This is a genomic window from Flavobacterium sp. GW823-FHT04A11 (assembly GCF_058796535.1).
The window spans coordinates 3,872,321-3,895,448 of record NZ_CM179503.1 but is presented as its reverse complement, the minus strand read 5'-3'; the positions used below and the strand labels follow the sequence as shown (position 1 = coordinate 3,895,448).

Annotated in this window: 23 protein-coding genes; 10 read left to right on the top strand and 13 right to left on the bottom strand. The window is 34.4% G+C overall.

Translation table 11 applies throughout. From position 1 onward, the window contains the following. Positions 1-7: 7 nt before the first annotated feature. The 5 genes from AC3QL1_RS17010 to AC3QL1_RS16990 form a co-directional block, all read right to left on the bottom strand. Positions 8-844 carry a hypothetical protein gene (locus tag AC3QL1_RS17010; RefSeq protein WP_492493236.1) on the bottom strand — a complete coding sequence of 279 codons (837 nt, stop codon included), beginning with the start codon at positions 842-844 and terminating at the stop codon, positions 8-10. Next, complete coding sequence (locus tag AC3QL1_RS17005) at positions 841-1,410, bottom strand: Pvc16 family protein (protein WP_492493234.1); 570 nt, start codon at positions 1,408-1,410, stop codon at positions 841-843. The genes AC3QL1_RS17010 and AC3QL1_RS17005 overlap by 4 nt, the downstream gene beginning before the upstream one ends. 518 nt (positions 1,411-1,928) lie before the next feature. Then, a complete protein-coding gene (locus tag AC3QL1_RS17000) occupies positions 1,929-2,795 on the bottom strand; it encodes a helix-turn-helix transcriptional regulator (protein ID WP_492493232.1) in 867 nt (288 codons plus the stop codon). A gap of 262 nt (positions 2,796-3,057) precedes the next feature. After that, positions 3,058-3,837: a bestrophin-like domain gene (locus AC3QL1_RS16995; RefSeq protein WP_492493230.1), complete on the bottom strand. Its 780-nt coding sequence runs from the start codon at positions 3,835-3,837 to the stop codon at positions 3,058-3,060. A 118-nt stretch (positions 3,838-3,955) separates the two neighbouring features. Then, positions 3,956-4,348 carry a hypothetical protein gene (locus AC3QL1_RS16990; RefSeq protein ID WP_492493228.1) on the bottom strand — a complete coding sequence of 131 codons (393 nt, stop codon included), beginning with the start codon at positions 4,346-4,348 and terminating at the stop codon, positions 3,956-3,958. 216 nt (positions 4,349-4,564) lie between these two features. Between AC3QL1_RS16990 and AC3QL1_RS16985 the strand changes: the two genes are divergently transcribed. The 10 genes from AC3QL1_RS16985 to AC3QL1_RS16940 all read left to right on the top strand — a co-directional run bounded on the left by AC3QL1_RS16985 (position 4,565) and on the right by AC3QL1_RS16940 (position 16,531). Beyond that, entirely contained in the window at positions 4,565-5,905 is a 1,341-nt protein-coding gene (locus AC3QL1_RS16985; protein WP_492493226.1) for a TolC family protein, read from the top strand. 11 nt (positions 5,906-5,916) lie between these two features. Next, entirely contained in the window at positions 5,917-6,978 is a 1,062-nt protein-coding gene (locus AC3QL1_RS16980; protein WP_492493224.1) for an HlyD family secretion protein, read from the top strand. 3 nt (positions 6,979-6,981) lie between these two features. Beyond that, on the top strand, positions 6,982-8,550 hold the full coding sequence (locus tag AC3QL1_RS16975) for an MFS transporter (protein WP_492493222.1): 1,569 nt from the start codon (positions 6,982-6,984) through the stop codon (positions 8,548-8,550). A gap of 171 nt (positions 8,551-8,721) precedes the next feature. Further along, a complete protein-coding gene (locus AC3QL1_RS16970; protein WP_492493221.1) occupies positions 8,722-9,246 on the top strand; it encodes an RNA polymerase sigma factor in 525 nt (174 codons plus the stop codon). Between the two features lie 46 nt (positions 9,247-9,292). Further along, entirely contained in the window at positions 9,293-9,502 is a 210-nt protein-coding gene (locus AC3QL1_RS16965) for a hypothetical protein (RefSeq protein ID WP_492493219.1), read from the top strand. A 12-nt stretch (positions 9,503-9,514) separates the two neighbouring features. Then, positions 9,515-10,363, top strand: a complete 849-nt coding sequence (locus tag AC3QL1_RS16960; protein WP_492493217.1) for a FecR family protein — start codon at positions 9,515-9,517, stop codon at positions 10,361-10,363. A 100-nt stretch (positions 10,364-10,463) separates the two neighbouring features. Then, entirely contained in the window at positions 10,464-13,076 is a 2,613-nt protein-coding gene (locus AC3QL1_RS16955) for a TonB-dependent receptor (protein ID WP_492493216.1), read from the top strand. 5 nt (positions 13,077-13,081) lie between these two features. Then, positions 13,082-13,924 (top strand): DUF4249 domain-containing protein, encoded by an 843-nt coding sequence (locus tag AC3QL1_RS16950; protein ID WP_492493214.1) that lies wholly within the window; start codon positions 13,082-13,084, stop codon positions 13,922-13,924. A 253-nt stretch (positions 13,925-14,177) separates the two neighbouring features. Next, the gene (locus AC3QL1_RS16945) at positions 14,178-14,540 is read left to right on the top strand and encodes a BlaI/MecI/CopY family transcriptional regulator (RefSeq protein ID WP_492493212.1); all 363 of its coding nucleotides are present in this window, start codon (positions 14,178-14,180) and stop codon (positions 14,538-14,540) included. Beyond that, positions 14,537-16,531 carry a M56 family metallopeptidase gene (locus AC3QL1_RS16940; protein WP_492493211.1) on the top strand — a complete coding sequence of 665 codons (1,995 nt, stop codon included), beginning with the start codon at positions 14,537-14,539 and terminating at the stop codon, positions 16,529-16,531. The genes AC3QL1_RS16945 and AC3QL1_RS16940 overlap by 4 nt, the downstream gene beginning before the upstream one ends. A gap of 79 nt (positions 16,532-16,610) precedes the next feature. Here the strand turns inward: AC3QL1_RS16940 and AC3QL1_RS16935 are convergent, their stop codons facing one another. The 8 genes from AC3QL1_RS16935 to AC3QL1_RS16900 form a co-directional block, all read right to left on the bottom strand. Next, the gene (locus AC3QL1_RS16935) at positions 16,611-17,372 is read right to left on the bottom strand and encodes a phosphatase PAP2 family protein (protein WP_492493209.1); all 762 of its coding nucleotides are present in this window, start codon (positions 17,370-17,372) and stop codon (positions 16,611-16,613) included. A gap of 177 nt (positions 17,373-17,549) precedes the next feature. Continuing rightward, on the bottom strand, positions 17,550-18,050 hold the full coding sequence (locus AC3QL1_RS16930) for a 4'-phosphopantetheinyl transferase superfamily protein (RefSeq protein WP_492493208.1): 501 nt from the start codon (positions 18,048-18,050) through the stop codon (positions 17,550-17,552). Beyond that, positions 18,047-18,301, bottom strand: coding sequence for an acyl carrier protein (locus AC3QL1_RS16925; RefSeq protein ID WP_492493206.1), 255 nt, complete (start codon positions 18,299-18,301; stop codon positions 18,047-18,049). The genes AC3QL1_RS16930 and AC3QL1_RS16925 overlap by 4 nt, the downstream gene beginning before the upstream one ends. 11 nt (positions 18,302-18,312) lie before the next feature. Next, positions 18,313-19,587 carry a beta-ketoacyl-[acyl-carrier-protein] synthase family protein gene (locus tag AC3QL1_RS16920; RefSeq protein WP_492493205.1) on the bottom strand — a complete coding sequence of 425 codons (1,275 nt, stop codon included), beginning with the start codon at positions 19,585-19,587 and terminating at the stop codon, positions 18,313-18,315. After that, positions 19,584-20,021, bottom strand: coding sequence for a 3-hydroxyacyl-ACP dehydratase FabZ family protein (locus tag AC3QL1_RS16915; protein ID WP_492493203.1), 438 nt, complete (start codon positions 20,019-20,021; stop codon positions 19,584-19,586). Before AC3QL1_RS16915 ends, AC3QL1_RS16920 begins: the two co-directional genes overlap by 4 nt. Positions 20,022-20,039: 18 nt before the next feature. Beyond that, complete coding sequence (locus tag AC3QL1_RS16910) at positions 20,040-21,092, bottom strand: type III polyketide synthase (protein ID WP_492493201.1); 1,053 nt, start codon at positions 21,090-21,092, stop codon at positions 20,040-20,042. Further along, positions 21,089-21,802 (bottom strand): methyltransferase domain-containing protein, encoded by a 714-nt coding sequence (locus AC3QL1_RS16905; RefSeq protein ID WP_492493200.1) that lies wholly within the window; start codon positions 21,800-21,802, stop codon positions 21,089-21,091. Before AC3QL1_RS16905 ends, AC3QL1_RS16910 begins: the two co-directional genes overlap by 4 nt. Beyond that, positions 21,799-22,929, bottom strand: coding sequence for an NAD(P)/FAD-dependent oxidoreductase (locus AC3QL1_RS16900; protein WP_492493199.1), 1,131 nt, complete (start codon positions 22,927-22,929; stop codon positions 21,799-21,801). Before AC3QL1_RS16900 ends, AC3QL1_RS16905 begins: the two co-directional genes overlap by 4 nt. Positions 22,930-23,128 lie beyond the last annotated feature (199 nt).

Sequence of the window (23,128 nt, the reverse complement as noted above, 5' to 3'; positions counted from 1 at the left end):
TTCTTTGTTATAAATAGATATACATCGGTGATGTAACTTGATTTTGTTCTTTGTTTTCGATTATTCCTATTCGGGAAACATCCGGAACCGGAAGCCCTTTTATGATTACTTTACCGCCTGAACTTTTTTGATTTGTTTGTGATGTGGCGCTTCTATTAACTAAATCGAATTTATATTTCGGTTTTTCACTTAGCAGAATATTCGTTGTACCGGAAGTAAACAAAAGTGCTTTTTCGCCTGTTGGGAGAGTTACGTTTTCAGGTCCGTTAAATGCTACGGATTCTTTGCCGGAAATAGTCGGATTATTAAGCGAAACAGCATTTTTATTAATTACATAATATTGCCATTGTGTTGCTCTGGCGTCAAAATTTATTTCGAATAGGAGAGGCGTATTTTTGTTAAGATTCTGTTTAATATCTTCAAGGTACACTTTTAAATTTCCGAAGAAAGCTGGCATTGCATTGGTTTGTTGTGTCTGATTGAGTAGTATCGCGCCTTTGTTATTTTGGTTTTTAGTATCCTGACTCGAATACATCATTTGCCCCAGCCAATTGACAGGCAACGCGGTAAAAAGTATAAAATTTGGATTAGAAGATTTGATATTAAATTCAAAATAATCCTGAGAAGTTGTTTTTGAAATATAATCCAGTAAGGCTGTTAATGACGAAGTATTTGAAAACAAATCAAATCCGTTTGAAACTGTATTTATTCTGAAGCCAAATTTAGTTAGTAATTTCTGCGTTTTATCAGTGGGAATAAAGTGTAAACAATTGCATTTGCTGTTATCAAAAAAAGAATGATACACCATAACACTAAATACTTTTATGAAATTACTCTGTGTCATAGCGTTACATTATTAGAGATTTTTGTAATTCCTGCAATAATTTCTGTAGTTTCGTGAGCCTGAGCTTTTACGAGTTTCATTTTATAAATTATCGAAGGCTGATATTTTGCTCCCATCGCGGTCCATAAACTATGCATTTGATGGTAGGATATTTTTTCATATTCAAATTCAAGTCGGGTTAAACCATCCGGAATAGAAGAGGAAATCGACGAATCGAGGTAATTATTGATCTGGAAAAAGTAAACCACGGCATCCAGAAACTTTAAGGATTCGTTGTAATCATCAAAATTACTGCTGATCAGTAAATCAATATTATATCTTTCGGCAGGATTAAAACTCGAATAACTTCCGTTTTCAAGCTTTTTGTTTTGTACATAAAAAGGCTGATTGCTTTCTTTTTCGACATTAATTAATGACACAACCACTTTATTCTGATTTACTTTTGGAAAAGCACCGTTTGTATCAATCAGATAATTGAGCACAGTTTTATCCTCGTCTAATGCAAAACGGTTTTTTAAAAACTGTCCAAGCAATTTATTCGTAAATTGTAAAGACTGGTGTATCATTTTACTTAATTCTACAGGTTCAAATTGACAGCGGAAATTTTAGTTTTACTGTGATGGTAAAATTACTTTAGAAATCAATTTGTGTAAGAATTTGAGTATGTACTTTTCGTATACAATAATTTAAAGTTGTTGGTTTTTTGTAGACAAAATGTATACAATTTCGTACATGATTTAAAATGGAGTATTTTAATTTGTATAGTAATAAAACAAACTAAAAAAGAAACGGAAAAATATTTATTTGAAGATAGTAATTAAATTGATAACATGGAGAATATCATTAATTATCTAAAGAAATAATTGAAATGGTTTTTGCCACGAATTACACTAATTTCCGCTAATTATTTTTTCTAAATTAACGATGACAAACCTGAAAGGTTTTTAAAAACTGTCAGGTTTAATAAGAGTATATTAGGGATTTTTTTCGCCACGAATTACACAAATTTCCGCTAATTTTAACTGCATGTTTTTTCACAATATTAATTAGTGAAAATTAGTAGTAATTCGTGGCAAACTTTACTTTAAGAAACCGTTCGTAAATACGAAATAATATCCTGTTCTTTTTCAAGGGTTAATTTCTTTTTTAAACGGTATTTGTGTGTTCTCACGCTTTCCTGATTTATTCCCAGAAGATTGGTAATATCATTATTGCTCATATTCATTTTGATATAACAGCAATATTTCAGGTCTTTAGAACTTAAAGAAGGATGTTTTTGTGCCAGCGTCAGTAAGAAGTTTGGATTCGACTGTTCAAAATAAATTTTAAAATCATCCCAGAGTTTCGTGTCGTTTGCAACCGCTTTTATCGAGTTTACAATAGACATTAATTCTCTTCTGATCGAATCATCAACGTTTGGATAAAGATAAGAAATGCGTTCTTTTACTTTTCGAAGTACTTCAACCTTTTGATCAAGTTCCATTACGTAATGACTTAATTTATTGGAATAACTGAAATCATTTTTCTGATAAGCCGCTTCTGCAAATGTTGAAGCTGCAGGTTTTGATTCCGTTTTTTTCAGCAAAAAAATAGAGCGGATTCTGGAGGATAAAAAATCAGCATTATCGATTTGATTGCACGGATAAGTAAAAACAATACAGTTTTTAGACCAGCATAAAGATTCGCATTCATAACTTTGAGTTAAACATAAAATAGGGATATCTATTTTGTTTGACCTGAAAGGATTATCGTTTATTACAGGCTGATTTCTTTTGAAGCAAAGCAGAATTAAATCAGGCTTTAAAGAATTGATAGCGTTATTAAGATCAACCGATCTCGAAACTGAAACTGTCGAAAATGTAAAATCAGATATTGCAGACAAGGTATTTAGTACGCTGGTGAGAACCATAGTATTATCACATCCAATCAATATTGTCTTTTTCTCGAACATTTTTGGGTACAATTTCTTGTATTGTTTTGGTTATTCTTTTAATGCGTTTTAAAATTACTCAATCAATTAGTGGAGAAAAGAAAAATATGTCACAGAACGGTTTTTTCTTGTCATGAAATTAATTTTTTAGAATAGAATCTTCATTTTTGAAATCTATTTTATTTCAGATAAGACTAAATCGCTCTTAGACTATCACCTTTAAAATAAAAAAAGAGATGCCGAAAATTGACATCTCTTTTTGATATACTGGTTTCTGAAAAAATCACTCAAAATTCTTTCTCAAATCTATTATCGTTTGGTTGGGAACATCCAAATTGACGAATCCACGGCGTGGTCTGTCTAAATCGAGTGTAAATAAAATGACTAATGAAACGAGAAGACAAAACCCGATTTGAACGAGCCAGTCAATTTTGCCTTTACGTCCTTCAGAATATCCGCTGTAAAATGCAATTATTGTTGACAGAAAAAACAGCATCACCAATATGCTCTGCGGAACTTTTGCTTTTTCTCCCGAAAGGCGGGAAGTCGTGACATCGATCATATCGTTTAAAGCCGGAATCATTTGCTGCGTTGCCGCCAGATTTGCAGGATCTTTTGATAAATCTGTGGCGCGTTTCCACAATTTAGACGAAATTATCTGAGACAAACTATCGGCTTTTAAAATGCCTTTTGCGTCCGCGCCAACTTCGTAATACGTTATTCTGGTTTCTACATAATCCTTAAAATCTTTGCGAAATAAAACTCGTGTAGAATCCGGATATAAATCGCTTCGAAGTATCGCGGTTCCAATAATATTCGCTTCTTCCACGACTACTTTTCTTCGCGTATCATAGCGATCGCCGCTCATGCTGAAGGTAAATGCCAGTAAGAAAAAAAGCAACCCAATAAGTGCAGAAGTTTCGGGAAGTTTTTCCTCGCTTTGATTTTTTCTCTGAATGTAATTTCCGGTAATTTTCCCCAGAAAAGTTGCAATAATCATCAACGTAAAAAGAAGCAGCGCAATTATCCAGGCTTCAGTATGTTCTAATGTATTTGCATTCATATTCATTATTTTGAAAGTGATTTTAGGTGTAGAAAAGCCATGCGAATTATTGCCGTAAAAATTGAATTCAGTCTATATTTTTAATAGTTAAAAAGACTTTTTTTTCGAATATTTTGAATTAAAGTCCGGCTTCTTTTTTGGCTTTTTTAAGCGCTTTCTTTTCTGCTTGTTTTCTTTCAAATTCTTCATGAGCCGCAATAATCGTACGGCCGGCTTCAAGAACGAAAATCAGATAAACACCAACACCAATAAAAATGTAGATAATATTAAAAACAACGCCAATAGTCGAAAACGTAATTTCATGGTCGTACGGACTATTCATGGAAAGCGTTCCTACCGAATATGCCAAAGCTTTAAGAAAGGGAAGATGTTCTACAAGCCAAAAAAACATTGTACCAACTAAAATGAGTACAAAAATTAAAAAACCTAAAGTTCGAAATGTTTTGTCATTTCGCAGTCTTTTCACAATATCAACGATAAATTTTCCGGTTAAAGCAAGTTCTATAAACATAATTTTGTGGTTTTAAGTGTCTCAATATTAGTGATTTATTTCAATATAATAAAATTTTTACTACTTTTATGTCAGTCAATTTTAACATAATATTTTGATAATCCTTTAAAATTAAGGGTTCCTATTATTTTTCTGATTTGTTTTTTTTCAATTCGTCCGCATAAAAATTAAAAATTCATGCATTTTTCTGAATATCAGTACATTAAATTATAAGCAATGAGCTATTCCTTTCATAAAAAAGTGTCTTTCCAAATTTTGCTTTTGGCTTTGGCCTTTTTTGATATTATGATGCTTTTTGCTCAAAATGATAGTCTGGGAAATGCAAAACCAATCAGGCTGCAAGAGGCACTTTTATTAGGAGCCCAAAACAACCGTCAGCTTAAAATGGTTTCACTGGATGCCGCAATTGCAGAAGAAAACATCAGTCAGGCAAAAAGTGTTCAGTTGCCGCGTATTGCCTTAAACGGCGGTTATACGTACATCGGGAATCCGAAATTGTATGAAGGTTTTTATGAACAAAGCATTACGGTAGATTATTTTAACCATCAGGCTTTTGCCAATATTGTTTCGTCGATGCCTATTTACAGCGGCGGATTAATCCATAAAAAAATCGAACAGCAAAAACTGCTCAGTCAAATGCAGAAATCGGCGGTAAAAATGACACAGGCAGAAGTAAAAAACGCGATTACGGTTTATTATTTTACCCTTGAAAAATTATACCGGCAAATAGAAGTGACAAAACAAAATATTGTCAATACAGATCTTCGTTTAAGCCAATTGAAATCGCGTGTAGACAATGGTCAGAATTTAAAAAGTGATTTGCTCAGAACCGAATTACAGCAATCTGCTTTTAAAGTTTCTGTTTTTAGAAACACGAATGATATTGAACTGGTCAGCAATTATTTGGATATTCTGATTGGGCTTCCGACAAATACAATTCTGAAACCTCAGATAGAAGAAAATAATATTCCATCAGAAGAAATAAAACTGCATAACAGCCTTTCAGAAGCGTTTCAAAACAGGGAAGAAATAAAACGCGCGGAGATTAGCATTCAATTATCAGAATCAAATTTAAACATTACAAAAAGCGGTTTTCAGCCCAATATAAATGCCAATCTTATTCTCAATACCGAATATCCTGCGCAATGGCCTAATTATGTGAATATCATTAATTACTGGGCGGCGGGAATTTCCTTAAACTGGGATATTTCCAGTTTTTACATGATAAAACACCGAATCCGCGGCGATAAAATGCAGGTCGATAAAAGTAATATTGCGCTTGAAGCAGCTAAAAACCAAATCGAAAATGAAGTAAAAACGGCTTTTGTTAAATACGAAGAAAGCAAAAGAAATATCACGACATACAAAAAAGATGTTGAGCTTTCACTGAGCAATTATAAAATTGTAAAAAGCAGATATGACAATGATTTTGCTTTGATAAGCGATATGGTGGATGCTGAATTACAATTGAATAACGCTAAAATTTCGTTGGTAAATGCCAATCTGGATTTAATCATTCAGTATTATTCCCTGCAGTTTGCGATGGGTAAACTTTAAAATAAAGTAGTATGAGCGAAGAAAATAAACCTGAAGAAGCGGTTCAGAAAGAGAAAAAGAGAAATACGATTTTGACCGTTGTTTCTTTCCTGTTTTTAGCTGCCGGAGGATTTTGGATTTTGAGTTTATTTTTCGATTTCAGTAATTACGAAACGACGAATAATGCTCAGGTTGAAGCCTATATCAACAATGTTTCGGCAAGAGCGTCGGGACATATTAAGGAAATTCGGTTTGAAACCAATCAGTTTGTCAACAAAGGCGATACGCTTGTTATTCTCGATGATTCGGAATATTTAATCAAAGTGCGCCAGGCCGAAGCTGATTTGGCTATAGCCGAAGGAAACTTGCATTCGCTTGAACAGACAATTGTTACATCGTCATCCAATCAATCTGCGGCAAAAGCAAAACTGGCGGGAGATTTGGCAAGTGTGGAAAAGGCGCGAAAAGATTACCAGCGTTTTAAAAATATGTATGCAGATTCGGCAGTAACGCGAAATCAATACGATCAGGCAGTTTCAAAATTGCAATCTGAAGAAGCGTATTTCAAATCAGGACAAAAAGACTTAGAGGCAAGCGGTTCTGTAACAAGGCAAAGCAATATCAATCTCGAAGCGGCACGAGCCACCGTTGCCCGAAAAAAAGCCGATCTTGAAGCTGTAAAACTGCAGTTATCTTATACCAATATTATCGCTCCGGCGACTGGTATAGCCGGTGAACGTAAATTGTCTATTGGCGAACTTATCAATGCCAATCAGATTATTGCGACCATTGTGCTGAATGAAAAATTGTGGGTTTCGGCAAATTTTAAAGAAACGCAAATCGGGAAAATAAAGCAGGGACAACAGGCTGTTATCAAAATTGATGCGCTTGACGGAAAAGAATTTAAAGGAAAAGTAATTGGTTTTTCTCCTGCCACAGGTGCTAAATTTTCGATGGTTGAACCGGATAATTCCACTGGAAATTTCGTGAAAATCACACAACGAATTCCGGTGAAAATAGAATTTGAAGTAGAAGCCAAAGATTTAAAAGAAGTAAAACCGGGAATGAATGTAACGGTCGAAATTAAAAAATAAAATATGTTTGCAGGAAAAAAAGGAAGCGTTTTCACCCTTATCGGATTATATATCCTGACGATTCCTTTTTTTAATGGGCTGAATGTCACCACTTACGACAATTCGCAAATCCTGGGGCATTTTGGCGCTTCTACAACTGCTTTTACGTATTCGATTTATATTCCCATTTTTACGATGCTGGCTTTTATGCCTTTAGGGCTCAAATTGGGCAAACAGATAAAAGTGCGTACGATGATTTTGTCTGCCGCTTTTTTGTCTATTTTGTTTAATACTGCATCTTTGTTTGCTTCTGATATTGAATGGTTTACTTTTTGGCGTTCACTGTTGGGAATCGTTTCTGTGATTGGAATTTTTGCTTCGATGGTGCCGATATTATTAAAATACAATCCGGCTTTTAATATGGCTTTGCTGTACGGAATCCTTCAGTTTATTCAAAAAGGAAGTCAGCATGTTTACCAATATTTAGGAGCGCATTTTACTAATTTTTACAACTGGACATTTGGAATTTACTTCTTAAATATTAATTTTTTAATCTGTATTATTCTCGCCTGGTATTTTTATAAAGCCGATGTTGCGCCCATGAAAACTAAATTTCAGTTTGACTGGCGAGGATGGATTATTATGATTTTGTTTTTCGTCGTCATTCTTTTTTTAAGTGCTGAAGGACAAAGCAGAAACTGGTTTAACGATCCCAAAATTAGTCTGGCAGCCGCTTTATTATTAATTCTTATTGGAATTTACCTCATACATGCGCGATTTACAATTGATCCCATTATTGATCCTGATGTTTACCAATATAAAAACGTCATCATTGGTGCTTTTTTAATGTTTTATATTGGCGTCATAAACGGAACCGGCAGTGTTATAACGGGTTATATGACAAATATTTTAGGCTTTGATTCGGTTTCAGGAGCAAGAACGCATTTGGCATTGTTAATCGGATTGTGCGTTTCTATTCCGCTTTCGACTTATCTTTTATTCAAAAGAACTTATTTGGCTACGATCTGGATTATGGGTTTTGCCTGTTACGGATTTTATCATATTATTCTGTTTTTCAGGTTTTATCCCGGAATTGATTCTTCTGATTTTTTTCTTCCATTAATTTTTAAAGGTCTCGGAATGGGTTTTCTTTTCCCAATTTCATTATTATACATTTCAGAAGGGGTTCCACCCAAATTAAGTGCTTCCAGAATGATGAGCGGTATTATTGCACAAGCCGTTTTTGCCGGATTATTAGGCAGCGCCATTTTGGGAACTTTCGTTTCAAATTTAAATGCCCAGCATAAAGTTGGTCTCAGCCAGCAATTGACAGAAGTAAACCAACAGGCTCAAAAACAGCTTGAAAACACCAAAAGAAAATTTCTCTACATGGGTTTGTCTGAAGCCGAAGCACAGAAAAAAGCAGAAAAAAGTCTTTCGGGAAAAACGGCTCAGGCTTCCATTTTACTGGCTTACAAAGATATTTATCTCGTAATGTCGGCGGTTTGTTTTTTGCCAGTTATTATAATTTTGTTATTTAAACTTTGGCGCAGACCAATAGGAAAAGTAGAACTAGAACCAATACCAATTTAATTGTTTTTTGAGTTTTTTAAGATTCGAATTGATTACATTTTAAAATAAAATTTCTGTTCTTTGCATCTTAGAATTTTCTAAAGAAACGCTTAAGGAAGTCTTAAGTGATTGGCTTTAGAAATGCAATATTATTCCGTACATTGAGTTTAGAGTAAGTATCATGTTTAGGTTATGGACAACAGAAAGTTTATATTAAGTTTAAAAAAGGGTAATGAAGCTGCTTTCAAAGAAGCATATCTCCATTACTATGATAAACTGATAAACATTGCCAAACGTTTTAACTTTACCGTGCTCACTCCGCAGGATTTTGTTCAGGAAACTTTTTTAAGATTATACAATAAAAGAGAATTGCTTAATGAAGATGTTTTGTTAGATAAACAATTGTTTATTATCTGTAAAAATATCATCATTAATCATGTCAACAGAGAAAATAAAATAATTCAGCTTGATCCTTTACAGGCTGAAAAAATAGAACAGGAAGAAACCGATACGGGATTTTTTGAAGAAAGACGAGAAAAATTATATGCTTTCATCGATCAGCTTCCGGAACAGCAACAAAAAATATTTACTTTACACAAACTGGAAAACCTTAGTTATAAGGAGATTGCCGCAATTACAGACCTTTCTGAAAAAACAATTGCCAATCATATTTATCTCGCCAGTAAATTTATTCGAAAAAAAATCGAAGATCATTAGGAACTTTTTTGTTTTCGTTTGTTATATATAAAACGGAAACATAGAAATGAATATTGAAGCTTATAAAACGGATGTTACAACAAAGGAAGATGCAAGGTTTATTGTAGCGCTTCTTCAATTTGTTATTTCTGATTGTATCATGAATTTTGATGTAGAAGATTCAAATCATATTCTACGAATCGAAACCAACAGAGACATTAAAGAAATGGTGTATGGTGTTTTTAATAAGCAGGGATTTAATTGTCAGATACTTTAACGCTCCAAAGTTATGAATGAAAAAAAAATAGACGAAGAATTGAAAAAGATATGGGATGAAACTCCTGAATCTCATTCTGATAGTACCAAAGAGTTAGCGTGGCAGGAATTTCAATCGAAAGCTTTTGTTCCGAAAAAGAAAAAAATTAAAATCTGGCATTATGCAGCAGCTGCGGCTATTTTAATCTTTATGTCGATTGGAACGGGAATTTATTTGAATAGAAGCAATATAGAAAATGCTATTCAACTGTCTTCGAATGTAACTGAAATCAAAAACTCAACTTCAGAAATAAAAACTGTTTTTCTGCCGGATAGTTCAAAAGTAGAATTAAACCCAAATTCTAAAATTGTATATGCCAATAATTTTGAAAGCAACAGAAAAATTGAAGTTGACGGTGAAGCTTATTTCAAAGTAAAAAAAGATAAAAAACATCCTTTTCAGGTTTTTTGCAACGAAACGACAACCACTGTTTTAGGAACTTCGTTTACGGTAACCGGACAAGATAAAAAGGGTGTAATCGTGCAGCTTTTTGAAGGAAGTGTTCAGATGAATGTAAAAGGGCAAAATAAAAAATGGATTTTGAAGCCCGGAGAAAAATTTACTTATGGCGATAATACTGCTTTAGTCGCTGAATTTAACAGGTTTATTGATTTTGATAATGAAAAACTAACTGATTTTAGTGACTATATAAAGGCAAATTACGGTTACAAAATGACAATTCCGCAGGAATATATCAACCAGCGAATTACGGTGAGAATCAATAAAAAAGAAGATTTAAAAATTATTGTACAATTAATATCAGAAATGTATAACCTAAACTTTGAAATAAACGATGAATTAAAAGAAGTTACTTTTCAATAGAAAAGAAAAGGATGCACTAGCCGCGAAACTAAACATCCTCCTCATAGTCAGAATAGTATAAAACTATTCCATTTAATAATATTCAAAAATACAAAAATTCATGAAGCATATAATTACGGCATGCTTTTTTTTATTCAGTTGGTGTATGTTTTCCCAAAATGTAACAGTAACTGTAGATAAAACGGTAACCTTAAAAGAATTCTTTAAACAAATAGAAAATCAATCCGATTTTAAGTTTGCTTTTACCGATCAGGTAGACACCGGCAAAAAATATTTCACCAGCAAAAAGACCTATAACCGTGTTGAAATAAAAGAGCTTATTAACGAACTGAATAAAAGTACGTCCATTCAGTTTTCCATTGTGGGCAATAATATTTTCGTAAAACAGAAGTCGGTAAAAACAGTAAAAAAAAACGCCAAACTAACAGGGCAGGTTCTTGATGAAAATCACGAACCTGTTATAGGCGCCAATATTTTTATCAAGGAACTGCAAATTGGCGCTACGACAGATAGAAACGGAATGTTTTCGTTAGAATTGGATAAAGGAACTTATACGGTTTTGACCAGTTTTGTAGGCTTTAAAAATAAGGAAAAACAAATCACGGTTTCTGATGATGTCAGAATAGATTTTAAAATGGAATCTGACAGCCAGCAATTAGAACAGGTAATTATTACCAATTCAAAAGCGGTTGATGTACGAAATACGCAAATGAGTGTCAACAAACTTACGATGGAAGAAATTAAAAGAATTCCGTCTGCGATGGGCGAGCCGGATCCTTTAAAATCGATTTTGACATTGCCGGGAGTAACCAATGCCGGAGAACTTTCGTCTGGTTTTAATGTCCGAGGCGGTGCTGCAGATCAGAATTTGGTTCTTTTAGACGGAGCTCCGGTTTATGGCGATTCTCACATGTTTGGTTTTTTCTCCATTTTTAATGCCGATGTGATTAGCGGTCTGGATTTATACAAAGGCGGTATTCCGTCTAAATTTGGAGGAAGAGTTTCTTCTGTTCTTGATGTAAGTCAGCAAATTGGTGACTTTGAAGAGTATAAAGTAAATGGTGGAATTGGTTTAATATCAAGCCGTTTACTCGTACAAGGACCAATTAAAAAAGAAAAAGGTTCGTTTATTATTGCTGCGAGAACTTCGTATGCACATTTATTTTTGAAACTGGCTGATAATAGTAATTCGGCTATGTTTTATGATATTAATACTAAATTAAATTACCGTTTGGGCGCTAATAATACGATTGCTTTTTCAGGATATTTTGGAAACGATGTTTTTGATATCAATGATCGTTTTGCCAGTACTTACGGAAACACAATGGGAATTTTGAGCTGGAAACATAAATTCTCGGATAATTTAAATACTAATTTATCTGTTTTCTACAGTGATTATAAATTTAATCTGGGCATTCAGGCAGAAAATTTTGAATGGGATAATACGATTAGAACGTACGGTTTTAAATATGCTTGGAATCACACGGTATCAGAAAAACTTAAATTAAACTACGGAATTGACAGTCAGTATTATGATTTTAATCCCGGTACGGTACAGCCAACCAGTTCAGATTCACCGTTTAACTACAAACAGCTGGATAAAAAATATGCCTTGGAATCTTCGGCATATCTGGATTTCGAACATCAGATTACAGAAAAATTAAATCTTCGCTACGGACTTCGTTACAGTATGTTTTACCGTTTGGGAGGCGAGGAAATCAGCACTTATGAAAATGGTCAGGCCGTGGTTTACAATCCGCTATATAATATTTATGAAGAAGGAACGCCAACCGGAACTATATCTTATAAAAGCGGGGAAACGATCAGTAAGTTTAATAATTTAGAACCTCGCGCCGCATTATCTTATGCTTTTAATGATAACAATTCTGTAAAAGCAAGTTACAACAGAATGGCGCAATATATTCATATTTTATCTAATACGCAGTCGCCATTGCCAATGAGCATCTGGACGCCAAGCGGACCATTTACAAAACCACAAATTCTGGATCAGTATGCTGTGGGATATTTTAAAAATTTTAAAGAAGGAGAATATTCTTTTGAAGGTGAAATGTTCTACAAAAACATCAAAAACCGTATTGATTATATAGACGGCGCCGATATTTTGGCCAACAATAATATCGAGCAGGTTATTTTGAATGGGAAAGCCAGATCGTATGGTTTAGAATTATTATTAAGAAAAAATAAAGGAAATTTTACCGGCTGGGTTTCGTATACTTTATCAAGAGCGGAGCAAAAAACGCCCGGCAGAACTCCTGAAGAACCGGGAGTTGCAAACGGAGACTGGTATTTGTCTGGATATGATAAACTGCATAATCTGAATGTTGTGGGAAGTTATCAATACAATCCAAAATGGTCATTTAATGCTAATTTTTCTTTGCAGTCAGGTCAGCCTGTGACGTATGCAAATGGTTATTATGAATTTGGCGGAATCAATATTCCTAATTTTTCGCTTAGAAATGAAAACAGATTACCGGTTTTTCATCACCTGGATCTGGCGGCTACTTATACGCCAAAACCGGATAAAAAGAAAGGCTGGCAAAGCTATTGGGTATTTAGTATTTATAATATCTACAACAGAAAAAATGCCGCATCTATGACATTTGCCACAAATGAAGATACGGGAGCAAATGAAACCAGAAGGCTGTCTATTTTTGGGATAGTTCCTGGTATTTCTTATAATTTTAAATTTTAATGAGTATGCAAAGGTTAGAAAAATATAATTTTAAAAATAAGGCATTCGCTTTATGCAGTCTTCTTTTAGTGCTGTTTTTTTCATCTTGTGAAGATGTTGTAACGCTTGATTTAGAAACCGGTGCAACCAAAATTGTAGTTGATGCAGAAATTATCTGGCTAAAAGGAACTACCGGAAATGAACAGGTTATCAAGATTAGTAAAACAGCTCCGTACTATAATAATACTACGCCAAAAGTTTCGGGCGCGCAGGTCAGAATTGAAAACAGTAACGGAGTTATTTTTACTTTTAACGAAACAGAACCGGGTAATTATGTTTGTACCAATTTTGTTCCGGTTATAGGAATGGATTATAAACTGTTTGTAACGGCAGAAGGACAAAGTTTTACAGCGGTAGAAAAACTAACTTCTGTAACCCCAATTGACAGGGTAGAACAAGCGATTGTTCCTGATTTTGGCGGAGAAGATGTCATCGAACTTACTTTTTATTATAAAGATCCGATTGAGCAGGAGAATTATTATCTGACGGATTATAAAAGTGATTTTCTGCTTTTTCCGGAATACGAACTTACAGATGATGAATTGTATAACGGAAATGAAATCAGTACACGATTTTCTGATGAAGATAAAATACAACCGGGAACTATTATCGATATTACGAATCGCGGTATTTCTAAAAACTTTTATAATTATATGAATTTGCTTTTAGAAGTTTATGGAGGAAGTCCTTTTTCTATTCCTCCCGGCAATATCAGGGGAAATATCGTAAATACTACTGATGCCAATAATTTTGCCTTTGGATATTTCAGGCTTTGCGAAGCTGATAAAGTTTCGTATGTCGTAAAATAAGTATTGAGTTGTAAATGTTGATTTGTAATTGCATCTGGCATAATTTATTTATGTCAGATGTATATTAATCTCCAAAATCATTTGATTTTGGAGATTTTTTTTGGCTTAAATTTTATATTAAATTTTTAATGAGTTGATTTTGTGTGTTTTAAACTGCATTGTTTTTGAATCCTACTAACATATTAGTAAAATTACTAACAAATTAGTTTGTCTACTAATAAATTAGTAGTAACTTGCATCAAAATTTTTAACGATGATAAAATTAGCGAAACGAGAAGAGCAGATCATGCAGGTTTTTTGGGATTTGAACAAAGCTTTTATTAGGGATATAATTCCGTTGCTTCCAGATCCTAAACCACACTATAACAGCGTTGCAACAATTGTAAAAATACTCGAAGAAAAAGGTTTTTTAAACCATGAAACTGCCGGAAATATGCATTGTTTTTTTCCTGTTATCAGCAGAGAACAGTATCAGCAATTTGCATTGAAAGATATCGTTAGCCAGTATTTTGATAATTCTTATCCCCGAATGTTAGCCTTTTTTGCAAAGGAACAAAAGCTTACCGAAAATGATTTAAATGAAATAGTAGACATCATTAAAAAAGGAAAAGTATGATACCTTATATCTTATACACAGCCCTTATTCTTTCAGCCTGTTTTATATTTTACAAACTGCTTCTGCAAAAAGAAACGTTTTTTTATTTAAACAGATATGTATTACTGACTTGTATGCTATTGGCTTTTACTTTGCCTTTAGTTCCAATTCCTCAGCAATTGTCGCTGAGAAAAGTTTCGGCAGAAAAGCATATTTTGGCGGCTGAAACTTCAGTTCAAAAGACTGAAACTCCAACATTAAAAGAAAAACCAATTCAGCCAACGCTTATTGAAGAAACAAAAGAAACGATCAATTTTGAATCAGCGCTTCAGTGGGTTATTTATTTGTATTGGTTTGGAGTCGTGATTTTTGCATTTAATTTTTTAATGCAGGCCGTAATCTTGTTGTATCGTGCCTATTCAAAATCAGTTATTCAGGATGGAAAATTTAGAATTGTCGAAATAACAGACGATAAAGCGCCTTGTTCTTTTGCCAATAATATTTTTATTAATCCTGAAAAATATGAATGGGAAACCTACAATCAGATTTTGCTGCATGAAAAAATTCATATCGAGCAAAAACATACCATTGATCTTTTGCTTGCCGAGATCGTGCTTATTTTTCAGTGGTTTAATCCATTTGCGTGGCAATGGCGTAAAGCGTTAGAAATCAATCTTGAATTTTTGACGGATGATCAAATGCTAAAACGCGATACTGTCGAAAAAGAAAGTTATCAGTTTAGCCTGCTTAAAGTCGCAGCGCCACAATTTCCATTGAGTCTTACAACTAATTATAATCAATCACTCTTAAAAAAACGAATAGTTATGATGAACTCAAAAAAATCAAACGTTCACACCACGTGGAAATATTTTTTCCTATTGCCGCTAATGGTGTTATTTGTGTGCCTTTTTAATCAACCGGCAGCACAAAGTCAGAACCTTATTTCCGATAAAAAACCGGAAAAACAACAGCAAAACATTCAGGACGGAATAAAAACCGAAGGGAATTGGTTTGCCACAGTCAAAGGCAATACGGTCAATATTCAATTCAAAAGCAATGAAAATAATGTTTCTTCGAGCAATTTTGAACTGAATGATTTTAGTACTCTTCCAAAAGATAAACAAGGTGAATTTACGTTAACACGTGAAGCGGGAACCATGCATTTTACCGGAAAATTTGAAGGCGACAAGGGCATGGGAACTTATAAATTTGCTCCCAATACAGCTTACAGCGCTTCTATGCGAAAAGAAGGAATCGATATTACTGACGATAGCGATGTGATGGTTTTCTTTATGATTGATATCAAACAATCGTATGTTCAAATGCTGAAGAAAAACGGTTACAATAAATTAGACAAAGATCAGCTTATTCCGCTTGCGGCATTAGATATTGATGAAGCGTATATAACTTCCATCAAACAATCGGGAATAAAAGATATTGATTTGGAAAATCTTGTTCCTTTTAAATCTTTGGGAATCGATAAAAAATTTATTGAAGAAATTCGCAAAGCAGGTTATACCGATATTTCTGCGGATAAAATTATCGCATTAAAATCTCAGGGAATTGATGCAAAATATATTGCTGATTTCCGTGGTTCAGCCAATGACAATAAAGCAGCAGATGAAGATGATATTATTGCCTTTAAATCATTAAATATCGATCAGGCTTTTATTGATTCTTTTAAAAAGATTGGGTACAATGATGTTTCAAACGGTGATTTGATGGCACTGAAATCATTAAACATAACGCCGGAATATGTAACTAGTTTTCAAAAAGCAGGTTTTAAAAATATCAAAATGGAAAATCTATTTGCTTTGAAATCACAGAATGTAACACCCGATGAAATTCAGCAATACAAGGATTTTGGCTTTAATGATTTTGATATCAACGATGTTATTGGAGCAAAAGCAACAGGAACAACGCCGGCCTTTATTAAATCGATGAAGGCAAAAGGACATGATTTTAATAATCTGCAAAAGTATATTGAATTGAAAACTGTTCTTAGCAATTAATCCAGCATAAAATAAATCGAGTTGTAAGACTAAAAAGCCCAATCTGAAAGGAATGGGCTTTTTTTATATTTATTCTGCACTAAAATGTTTTCACATAATTTATGGCGAAACTTTTTCCGTCATATGATGGCATTAAAAAAGAAGTCGTTTTAGTTTCTTTGTTTCCAAATAATTTTCTGGTCAGATACGGATTCATCCAATAAGCAGCTTTGGTACATAAAATTCCAATTCCGGCTCCGGCAGCAACATCTGTAAGCCAATGTCTGTTGTTGTACATTCTGAAAATTCCTGTTCCGGCGGCAACGGCATAACCAGCTACACCATACCAAACGGATTGGTCTTTGTATTCCTGATATAAAAATTCGGCTCCGGCAAAAGCGATGGCGGTATGTCCGGATGGAAAAGAGTTGTTCGATGTTCCGTCCGGTCTTTCGACATTCGTTATATTTTTTAATGCAAAAACAGTGACAACAGTAAAAAGGGTTGAAGTCGCCAGAATAACAGATCGGTCTCTCATATTATTTTTTCCTTTTACGCCAAAAGCATTTAAGGCATAAACAGAAGCAGCCGGAACATATCTGGAGAAATCGTCAATAGAAATTTTACGGTCAATATCTTCTGTAAATTCATCACGAATTTGTGAATTGAAACTTTTTATCTGACCGCTTTCCATTCCCCAAAAGCCATAACCAATTAAAACTCCCGGTATAATAAGTTGTTTGTAATTGAAGCGTATATTTTGAATAGTATCCTTATAAATGCTGTCTTTTTCTATACTGCCTTGTGCAAAAGCAGTATACGAAATCAATAAAACGATTAAAAGGGTACTAATTTTTCTCATTCACAAATTATTACAGGTGATACAATTTGAAGTAAAAATTGATAAAAAGCATTTTAGAACTCGGAATACTAAAGATATTAATTTTCTTTTATGTTGCGGTTTATTTCTAAAATTTCTCTTCAGAAAGTTCGTTTGATCGGACAATTTTTAAGGCTAATTTGATATAAATAAAACTTTTTATTTAAGTGTAATTACTTTTTCAAATCGCCCGTGATGACTTATTGAAACATCCTGAAGTGTATTTGATAAAGTATCAGACAAGTGAGGAATGCCATTTTCGTCTTTAAAAATCGACTTTTTTTCAATTTCTATTACATTATTCAGGTCCCATAAATTATGAACTGCAATGCTGTGAATGTTTTCCTCATCAATAATAGTTTTTGTGAAGTAGACATTTTCACCACAAATTACCTGACCCAAAATACAATTATTGCTTTGTGAAATTATCGTGCAAACGAGTTTTTTAGGAATGTATTCCCTGATTTTTGTCTGCCTGTTATAGACTTTATAAGCCGCTTCTTTCATACTCCAAAGCGTCCAAACCATTATTTCAGGATCCGGATTGTTTGTGATAAGCAATTGTTCTTCAGCAGTAAACAGTTTTTCTGTAAAACCTTTGCGCTGCCAATTGCTTTCCTGACGTGACTGTATAATATCGATCACATCGTTGCCTATCATTTTGCGGCGAGTTTGGTTTCTATAATTTCTACTGCCGTTTTTACGTCAAGCATGCGTTCCATATCCGTATTGTCAATTACGACATCAAAAGCTTCTTCTATATCTAATACAATATCTACCAGATTGGCTGAATTAATATTAAGATCATTAATAAAATCTGTTTCTTCCGTAAGATTATCATAAGCCTCTGTGTTGGTTGTATAGGGCTTTATAATTTCTTTCAGTTTTGCAATAAGTTCTTGTTTATTCATATTTTAAATGGTTAATTTTTATATTTTTTAAATACTACACAGGCGTTTACATCACCAAAACCAAAACTTGCCTTTGCGATTATGTTAAGATCTGTGTGAATTGTTTTTAAAGGTATTTTTGTGGCATCAATTAATGCCGTAATTTCAGGATGAAGATCTTCGCAATTGATGTTTCCAAATAAAAAACTTTCATGAAGCTCTAAAACAGAAGCCACACTTTCGATACTTCCGGCAGCACTCAGGCAATGTCCGGTCATACTTTTTAGGGAATTAATATACGGAAAATCGACTCCGTTTCTGTTTAGTGCTTTCGTCCAGTTTTCGATTTCCAGGCTGTCTTTTGTTGTCGCGGTAAGATGTCCGTTTATCGCATCAATATCGTTTGGAGAAATCCCTGAATTATGAATCGCACTAACGATGCATCTTTGTACGGCATCGCTGTTTGGCGCCGTCATACTTCCGTTGCCTCGCTGCCCGCCCGAGTTTACGTTTCCGCCTAATATTTCGGCATAAATTGTGGCACCTCGTTCTAAGGCACTTTCTAATTCTTCTACGACTAATGCTCCGGCACCACTTCCGGGTACAAAACCTGCCGCCGAAGCACTCATTGGGCGCGAACCTTGCTCCGGATTGTCGTTATATTTAGAGCTGCATACGCGCAAAGCATCAAATCCGCCCCAAATATAAGGACCGCTGTCGCCTGTACTTCCTGCTAAAATTCTCTTTGCCTGTCCGGATTGAATGCGGTCATACGCCATTATAATAGCTTCTGTACCCGTTGAACAAGCAGATGAATTTGTGGTAACCTGATTTCCAAGTCCGAGTTTACCGCCAAGATAAGCACTAATACCGCTGTTCATCGTTTGAGCCACGACGGTACTGCCTAATCTTCTGGTTTGTAATTCGTCTATTTTATAAATGCTTTCGCGAAATTTATCAATTCCAGAAGTTCCGGAGCCAAAAATAGTTCCGTTATCCCAATCCGGTTCAGGATTGTTTTCGATTGGTAATCCGGCATTTTTCCAGGCTTCAATTCCTGCAATAACGCCGTATAAAATGCCCGTACTATTAAAGCCGCGCAATTCGAGTTCTGTAAAATACTGTGCTTTAAGTTCTTCGGATATTTCCGGTTTGCCCGCTATCTGACAGGAAAATTGTAAATCTTGTAATTGAGTATCATGCCTTATGCCGGATATCCCGTTTTTTAAGGCATGTGTAAACGCAGGAATTCCAACTCCGTTTGGAGCTGCAACACCTAATCCTGTTATTACAACGCGTTTCTTCATAATTTTGTCGTAATCATACCGGCAACAATTCCTTTGCAGACTTCAATACCGGCTTCGTTTTTCATGACAACATCACATTTTAGTTTTCCAAACCTGAAAAATATTTTTTGGGAAGTGACAGTTACTTTTTCATTTGGATAAACAGGCTTTAAAAACTGCATATCTGCTGATGTAAAAGCCACAACGGTATCTTTTTTTATTTCATCTTTCAATAAATAAATTCCAAGACAAACCATACCAATCTGAGCCATTGTTTCGGTTAAAATAACACCCGGAGTTACAGGATTACCTTTAAAATGTCCTTTGTAAAAATCGAGATCTTCCCTAAAAGTAAAAGTTCCAGTAGCGCCGTTTTCATCCACATGAAGCAGTTCGTCTACAAATAAAAACGGCTCGCTGTAAGGCAATTGTGCGATAATATCGTTGAGTTCCATAGTTTATTTTCTAAATAATTACCATTGCAATAAAACGCGCTGTGCCGAAAATCCGGGACCAAAACTGAGCATTAATCCTTTTTCTCCTGCTTGCGGTTTAGTATCCATAATTCGTTCTAAAACATACAATACAGTTGCACTTGACATGTTGCCGTATTGTTTGAGAACTTCCTTAGTATCATCAATATTTTTTCCCAATCCTGAAAAAAGAGCTTCTACGGTAGTGACTATTTTTTTTCCGCCAGGATGAAAAATCATGTGATCGAGATCTTTAATTTCCAGGTTATTCTTTTTTAGAAACGGATGAATAATATCACCAAAATGCGACGCAATAGTATCGGGAACTTCAATATCCAAAACCATTTGCAAACCGCTGTTGGTGAGTTTAAAACCCATCATGTGTTCGGCTTCATAAAAATGATACATTTCTTCATCCAGTACTTCAGGACCATAATCGTCATTATACGATGATAAGAGACAACAGGCAGCTCCATCACCAAAAATCGCTGCACTCACAATATTTGGCATCGAAAAATCATCAAGCTGAAATGTAGCTGTAGGCGATTCGACCGCAATTACGGCAGCACGTTTTCCGGGGTTTGCTTTCAGGAAATTCTTTGCATAAATAATTCCGGAGATTCCCGCAGCGCAGCCCATTTCCGTAACCGGAAGACGTACAATATCCTGTTTTAATTTCATTTTATTAATCAGATAAGCATCCAGCGACGGAATCATAATTCCGGTGCAGCTTACTGTAATAATATAATCAAGCGTTTGTGGTTCCCAACCTGCTTTTGCAAGCGCTTTTTCCAAAACCTGTTCGCCTAAAATAATCACTTCACGACTGTAAATATCATTTTTTTCTTCAAAAGAAGTCGCGGTAAAAACTTCAACAGGATCCATAATGGAATACCGTTTGTCTACGGCCGCACCTTCAAAAATCTTCTTTACTTTTTTTATAAAACGCTCTTCCTGACCTTCAAGCCATTTGTCTAGAAACGGAAGTATATCGGCTGTTGCCCTTGAATATTGGGGTAGTTGTTTTGCAACAGTTACTATTTTTACACTCATATTTTATTTATTATCCATTGGTAACGAAAAGCCCATTTCCAGTTTATGGTATAGTTTTTTAAATTCAGTTTTTTGGAGAAATCCTCCAGTTCATTTCTTTTAAAACCTCTTAAAATGGAAACAAGACCATCTTCACGCGACATTTTATTTAATCCAAACACAAAACAAATTAATTGAAAAAGCCTGTAAGCCAATTTGCTTCGGTGTAAATCATTAATGACTACGCCTATAGTTGCATTATTACTAAAGATAGTAATTATATTTAATATCTGCTCATTCGAAAAGTGATGAAGTGTGAGCGTACACAAAAGAATATCGTACTTTAAATGGGCAAAATCTTCACTAAAAATATCCATACACTGGTATTCAATATTTGGATATTCTCCGGATAATGTTTTGGCATAATTTATCGTAAATGCATTTGCGTCAACACCAATCAATTTAAAATTCAGATTGTTCTTTTTTCCATAATTGGATAGCATTCGAAGCATATCGCCATTGCCGCAGCCGATATCGGCAATCGTAATGGTTTTTGAAACAGCTGTTTTTTTTAATAATATTTTTGTTCCGTTAAGCGTGAGATTATTTCCTCCAAGCAATCTATTGATGCGCGCAATCTGATCAAGTGCCGAAATCAATTCGTTACCCTGAAGCAAAAAATCGTCCATTATTTCTGTTTCCTGTGTTCTGTATTTTGTGTTTAGGGTCATTGTTTTATTGCTATGGGTTTGCCATGAGTTTGTTTAATAATTCCGGAAAGAAGGGCAGGAAACGACGCTACAAATACCACAAACGTGTTTGTAATGGTTTTGTTTGTTAAGGTTCTGGCGAGAATCCTTCCTATTAATAATCGTTTTCCAAAATTCTTTTTCCACTCTTTGACATATTTTTTTTCTAATAATTCTCGTGATTCGATTTTGTTGTTGTAATAATCCAATATTAATTCTGATGCAATTTTGGCACTATGTATTGCCATTGCCATTCCGTTACCGCACATGGGGTGAATAAGTCCGGCCGTGTCGCCAATCATTAAAATATGATTTTCGACAGGTTGTTTTTTATCAAAAGAGATCTGGCTAATAGTGAGCGGTTTGTCAAAAACAGGCTGATAGTTTTCAAAAACAGCTTTGAGATGACTGTTTTTGTAAAGTACATTCTGCTGATATTCTTCTATGTTTTTATATTTTTTAAAGGTGGCATAATCAGCCAGATAACAAACGTTGATATGATTATTTTCTACTTTTGAAACGCCGCAATAACCTCCGTTAAAATTATGTAATGCCACAACATCATCTGGAAAATCTCCTGAATAATGTGCTTTTACAGCTAACCACGGAGATTTTTTACTGATAAAATTTCGAGATAAAACCTGATCGATATTCGAGCGTTTTCCAAATGCGCCCAATACTATTTTTGCCGATAAAATTTGGTTTGGCGTTGTCACCGTAAATTCATTATTGCTAAAAGAAACTTCGGTTACAGTTTCATTTAGAACGATACAATTGTTTGCGAGTGTTTTTTGATATAGAAAATCATCAAGTGCAAAACGGCTCACTCCAAAACCGCCCAATGGAAGTTTTGTTTTTGCTGTTTTGCCATTTTGTGTTGAAAACTCAAATTTAGAAATACTTGTAGGCTGTAATTGCAAAACATCAACGTTAAGCCAAAGGAGGTAAGGCAAAATTTCATTCGAAATATATTCCCCGCACACTTTATGGCGCGGGTACGTAGATTTTTCGATCAGGATTACTTTCAACCCTTTTTTTGACAGGTGTATTGCGGCCGTCAAACCGGCAAGACCACCTCCAATAATGAGTACATCAGGACTTGTTTGCATCTTACCAATTTACCAATAAAATCTCAGATAAATTTCATTAGAATCTTAAAAAGTTTCAATATTTCAATTTTTTTATTCTGCCGAATAATAAGAATTTAAAAGCTGTTTTTTATTTTACGAAGTATAATTTAAAATGCGATATTGTGCTATTGAGACTACAAATTTATTTGCAGAATTTTATTTTTTAAATATTTTTCAG

What these genes read in the sequence shown, in the direction of transcription:
- AC3QL1_RS17000 (WP_492493232.1), bottom strand. Translation starts at nt 2,795, where the DNA reads ATGTTCGAGAAAAAGACAATATTGATTGGATGTGATAATACTATGGTT.
- AC3QL1_RS16940 (WP_492493211.1), top strand. Translation starts at nt 14,537, where the DNA reads ATGATACCTTATATCTTATACACAGCCCTTATTCTTTCAGCCTGTTTT.
- AC3QL1_RS16935 (WP_492493209.1), bottom strand. Translation starts at nt 17,372, where the DNA reads ATGAGAAAAATTAGTACCCTTTTAATCGTTTTATTGATTTCGTATACT.
- AC3QL1_RS16950 (WP_492493214.1), top strand. Translation starts at nt 13,082, where the DNA reads ATGCAAAGGTTAGAAAAATATAATTTTAAAAATAAGGCATTCGCTTTA.
- AC3QL1_RS16975 (WP_492493222.1), top strand. Translation starts at nt 6,982, where the DNA reads ATGTTTGCAGGAAAAAAAGGAAGCGTTTTCACCCTTATCGGATTATAT.
- AC3QL1_RS16910 (WP_492493201.1), bottom strand. Translation starts at nt 21,092, where the DNA reads ATGAGTGTAAAAATAGTAACTGTTGCAAAACAACTACCCCAATATTCA.
- AC3QL1_RS16915 (WP_492493203.1), bottom strand. Translation starts at nt 20,021, where the DNA reads ATGGAACTCAACGATATTATCGCACAATTGCCTTACAGCGAGCCGTTT.
- AC3QL1_RS16900 (WP_492493199.1), bottom strand. Translation starts at nt 22,929, where the DNA reads ATGCAAACAAGTCCTGATGTACTCATTATTGGAGGTGGTCTTGCCGGT.
- AC3QL1_RS16960 (WP_492493217.1), top strand. Translation starts at nt 9,515, where the DNA reads ATGAATGAAAAAAAAATAGACGAAGAATTGAAAAAGATATGGGATGAA.
- AC3QL1_RS17010 (WP_492493236.1), bottom strand. Translation starts at nt 844, where the DNA reads ATGACACAGAGTAATTTCATAAAAGTATTTAGTGTTATGGTGTATCAT.
- AC3QL1_RS16945 (WP_492493212.1), top strand. Translation starts at nt 14,178, where the DNA reads ATGATAAAATTAGCGAAACGAGAAGAGCAGATCATGCAGGTTTTTTGG.
- AC3QL1_RS17005 (WP_492493234.1), bottom strand. Translation starts at nt 1,410, where the DNA reads ATGATACACCAGTCTTTACAATTTACGAATAAATTGCTTGGACAGTTT.
- AC3QL1_RS16925 (WP_492493206.1), bottom strand. Translation starts at nt 18,301, where the DNA reads ATGAATAAACAAGAACTTATTGCAAAACTGAAAGAAATTATAAAGCCC.
- AC3QL1_RS16920 (WP_492493205.1), bottom strand. Translation starts at nt 19,587, where the DNA reads ATGAAGAAACGCGTTGTAATAACAGGATTAGGTGTTGCAGCTCCAAAC.
- AC3QL1_RS16965 (WP_492493219.1), top strand. Translation starts at nt 9,293, where the DNA reads ATGAATATTGAAGCTTATAAAACGGATGTTACAACAAAGGAAGATGCA.
- AC3QL1_RS16930 (WP_492493208.1), bottom strand. Translation starts at nt 18,050, where the DNA reads ATGATAGGCAACGATGTGATCGATATTATACAGTCACGTCAGGAAAGC.
- AC3QL1_RS16980 (WP_492493224.1), top strand. Translation starts at nt 5,917, where the DNA reads ATGAGCGAAGAAAATAAACCTGAAGAAGCGGTTCAGAAAGAGAAAAAG.
- AC3QL1_RS16995 (WP_492493230.1), bottom strand. Translation starts at nt 3,837, where the DNA reads ATGAATGCAAATACATTAGAACATACTGAAGCCTGGATAATTGCGCTG.
- AC3QL1_RS16985 (WP_492493226.1), top strand. Translation starts at nt 4,565, where the DNA reads ATGAGCTATTCCTTTCATAAAAAAGTGTCTTTCCAAATTTTGCTTTTG.
- AC3QL1_RS16905 (WP_492493200.1), bottom strand. Translation starts at nt 21,802, where the DNA reads ATGACCCTAAACACAAAATACAGAACACAGGAAACAGAAATAATGGAC.
- AC3QL1_RS16990 (WP_492493228.1), bottom strand. Translation starts at nt 4,348, where the DNA reads ATGTTTATAGAACTTGCTTTAACCGGAAAATTTATCGTTGATATTGTG.
- AC3QL1_RS16970 (WP_492493221.1), top strand. Translation starts at nt 8,722, where the DNA reads ATGGACAACAGAAAGTTTATATTAAGTTTAAAAAAGGGTAATGAAGCT.
- AC3QL1_RS16955 (WP_492493216.1), top strand. Translation starts at nt 10,464, where the DNA reads ATGAAGCATATAATTACGGCATGCTTTTTTTTATTCAGTTGGTGTATG.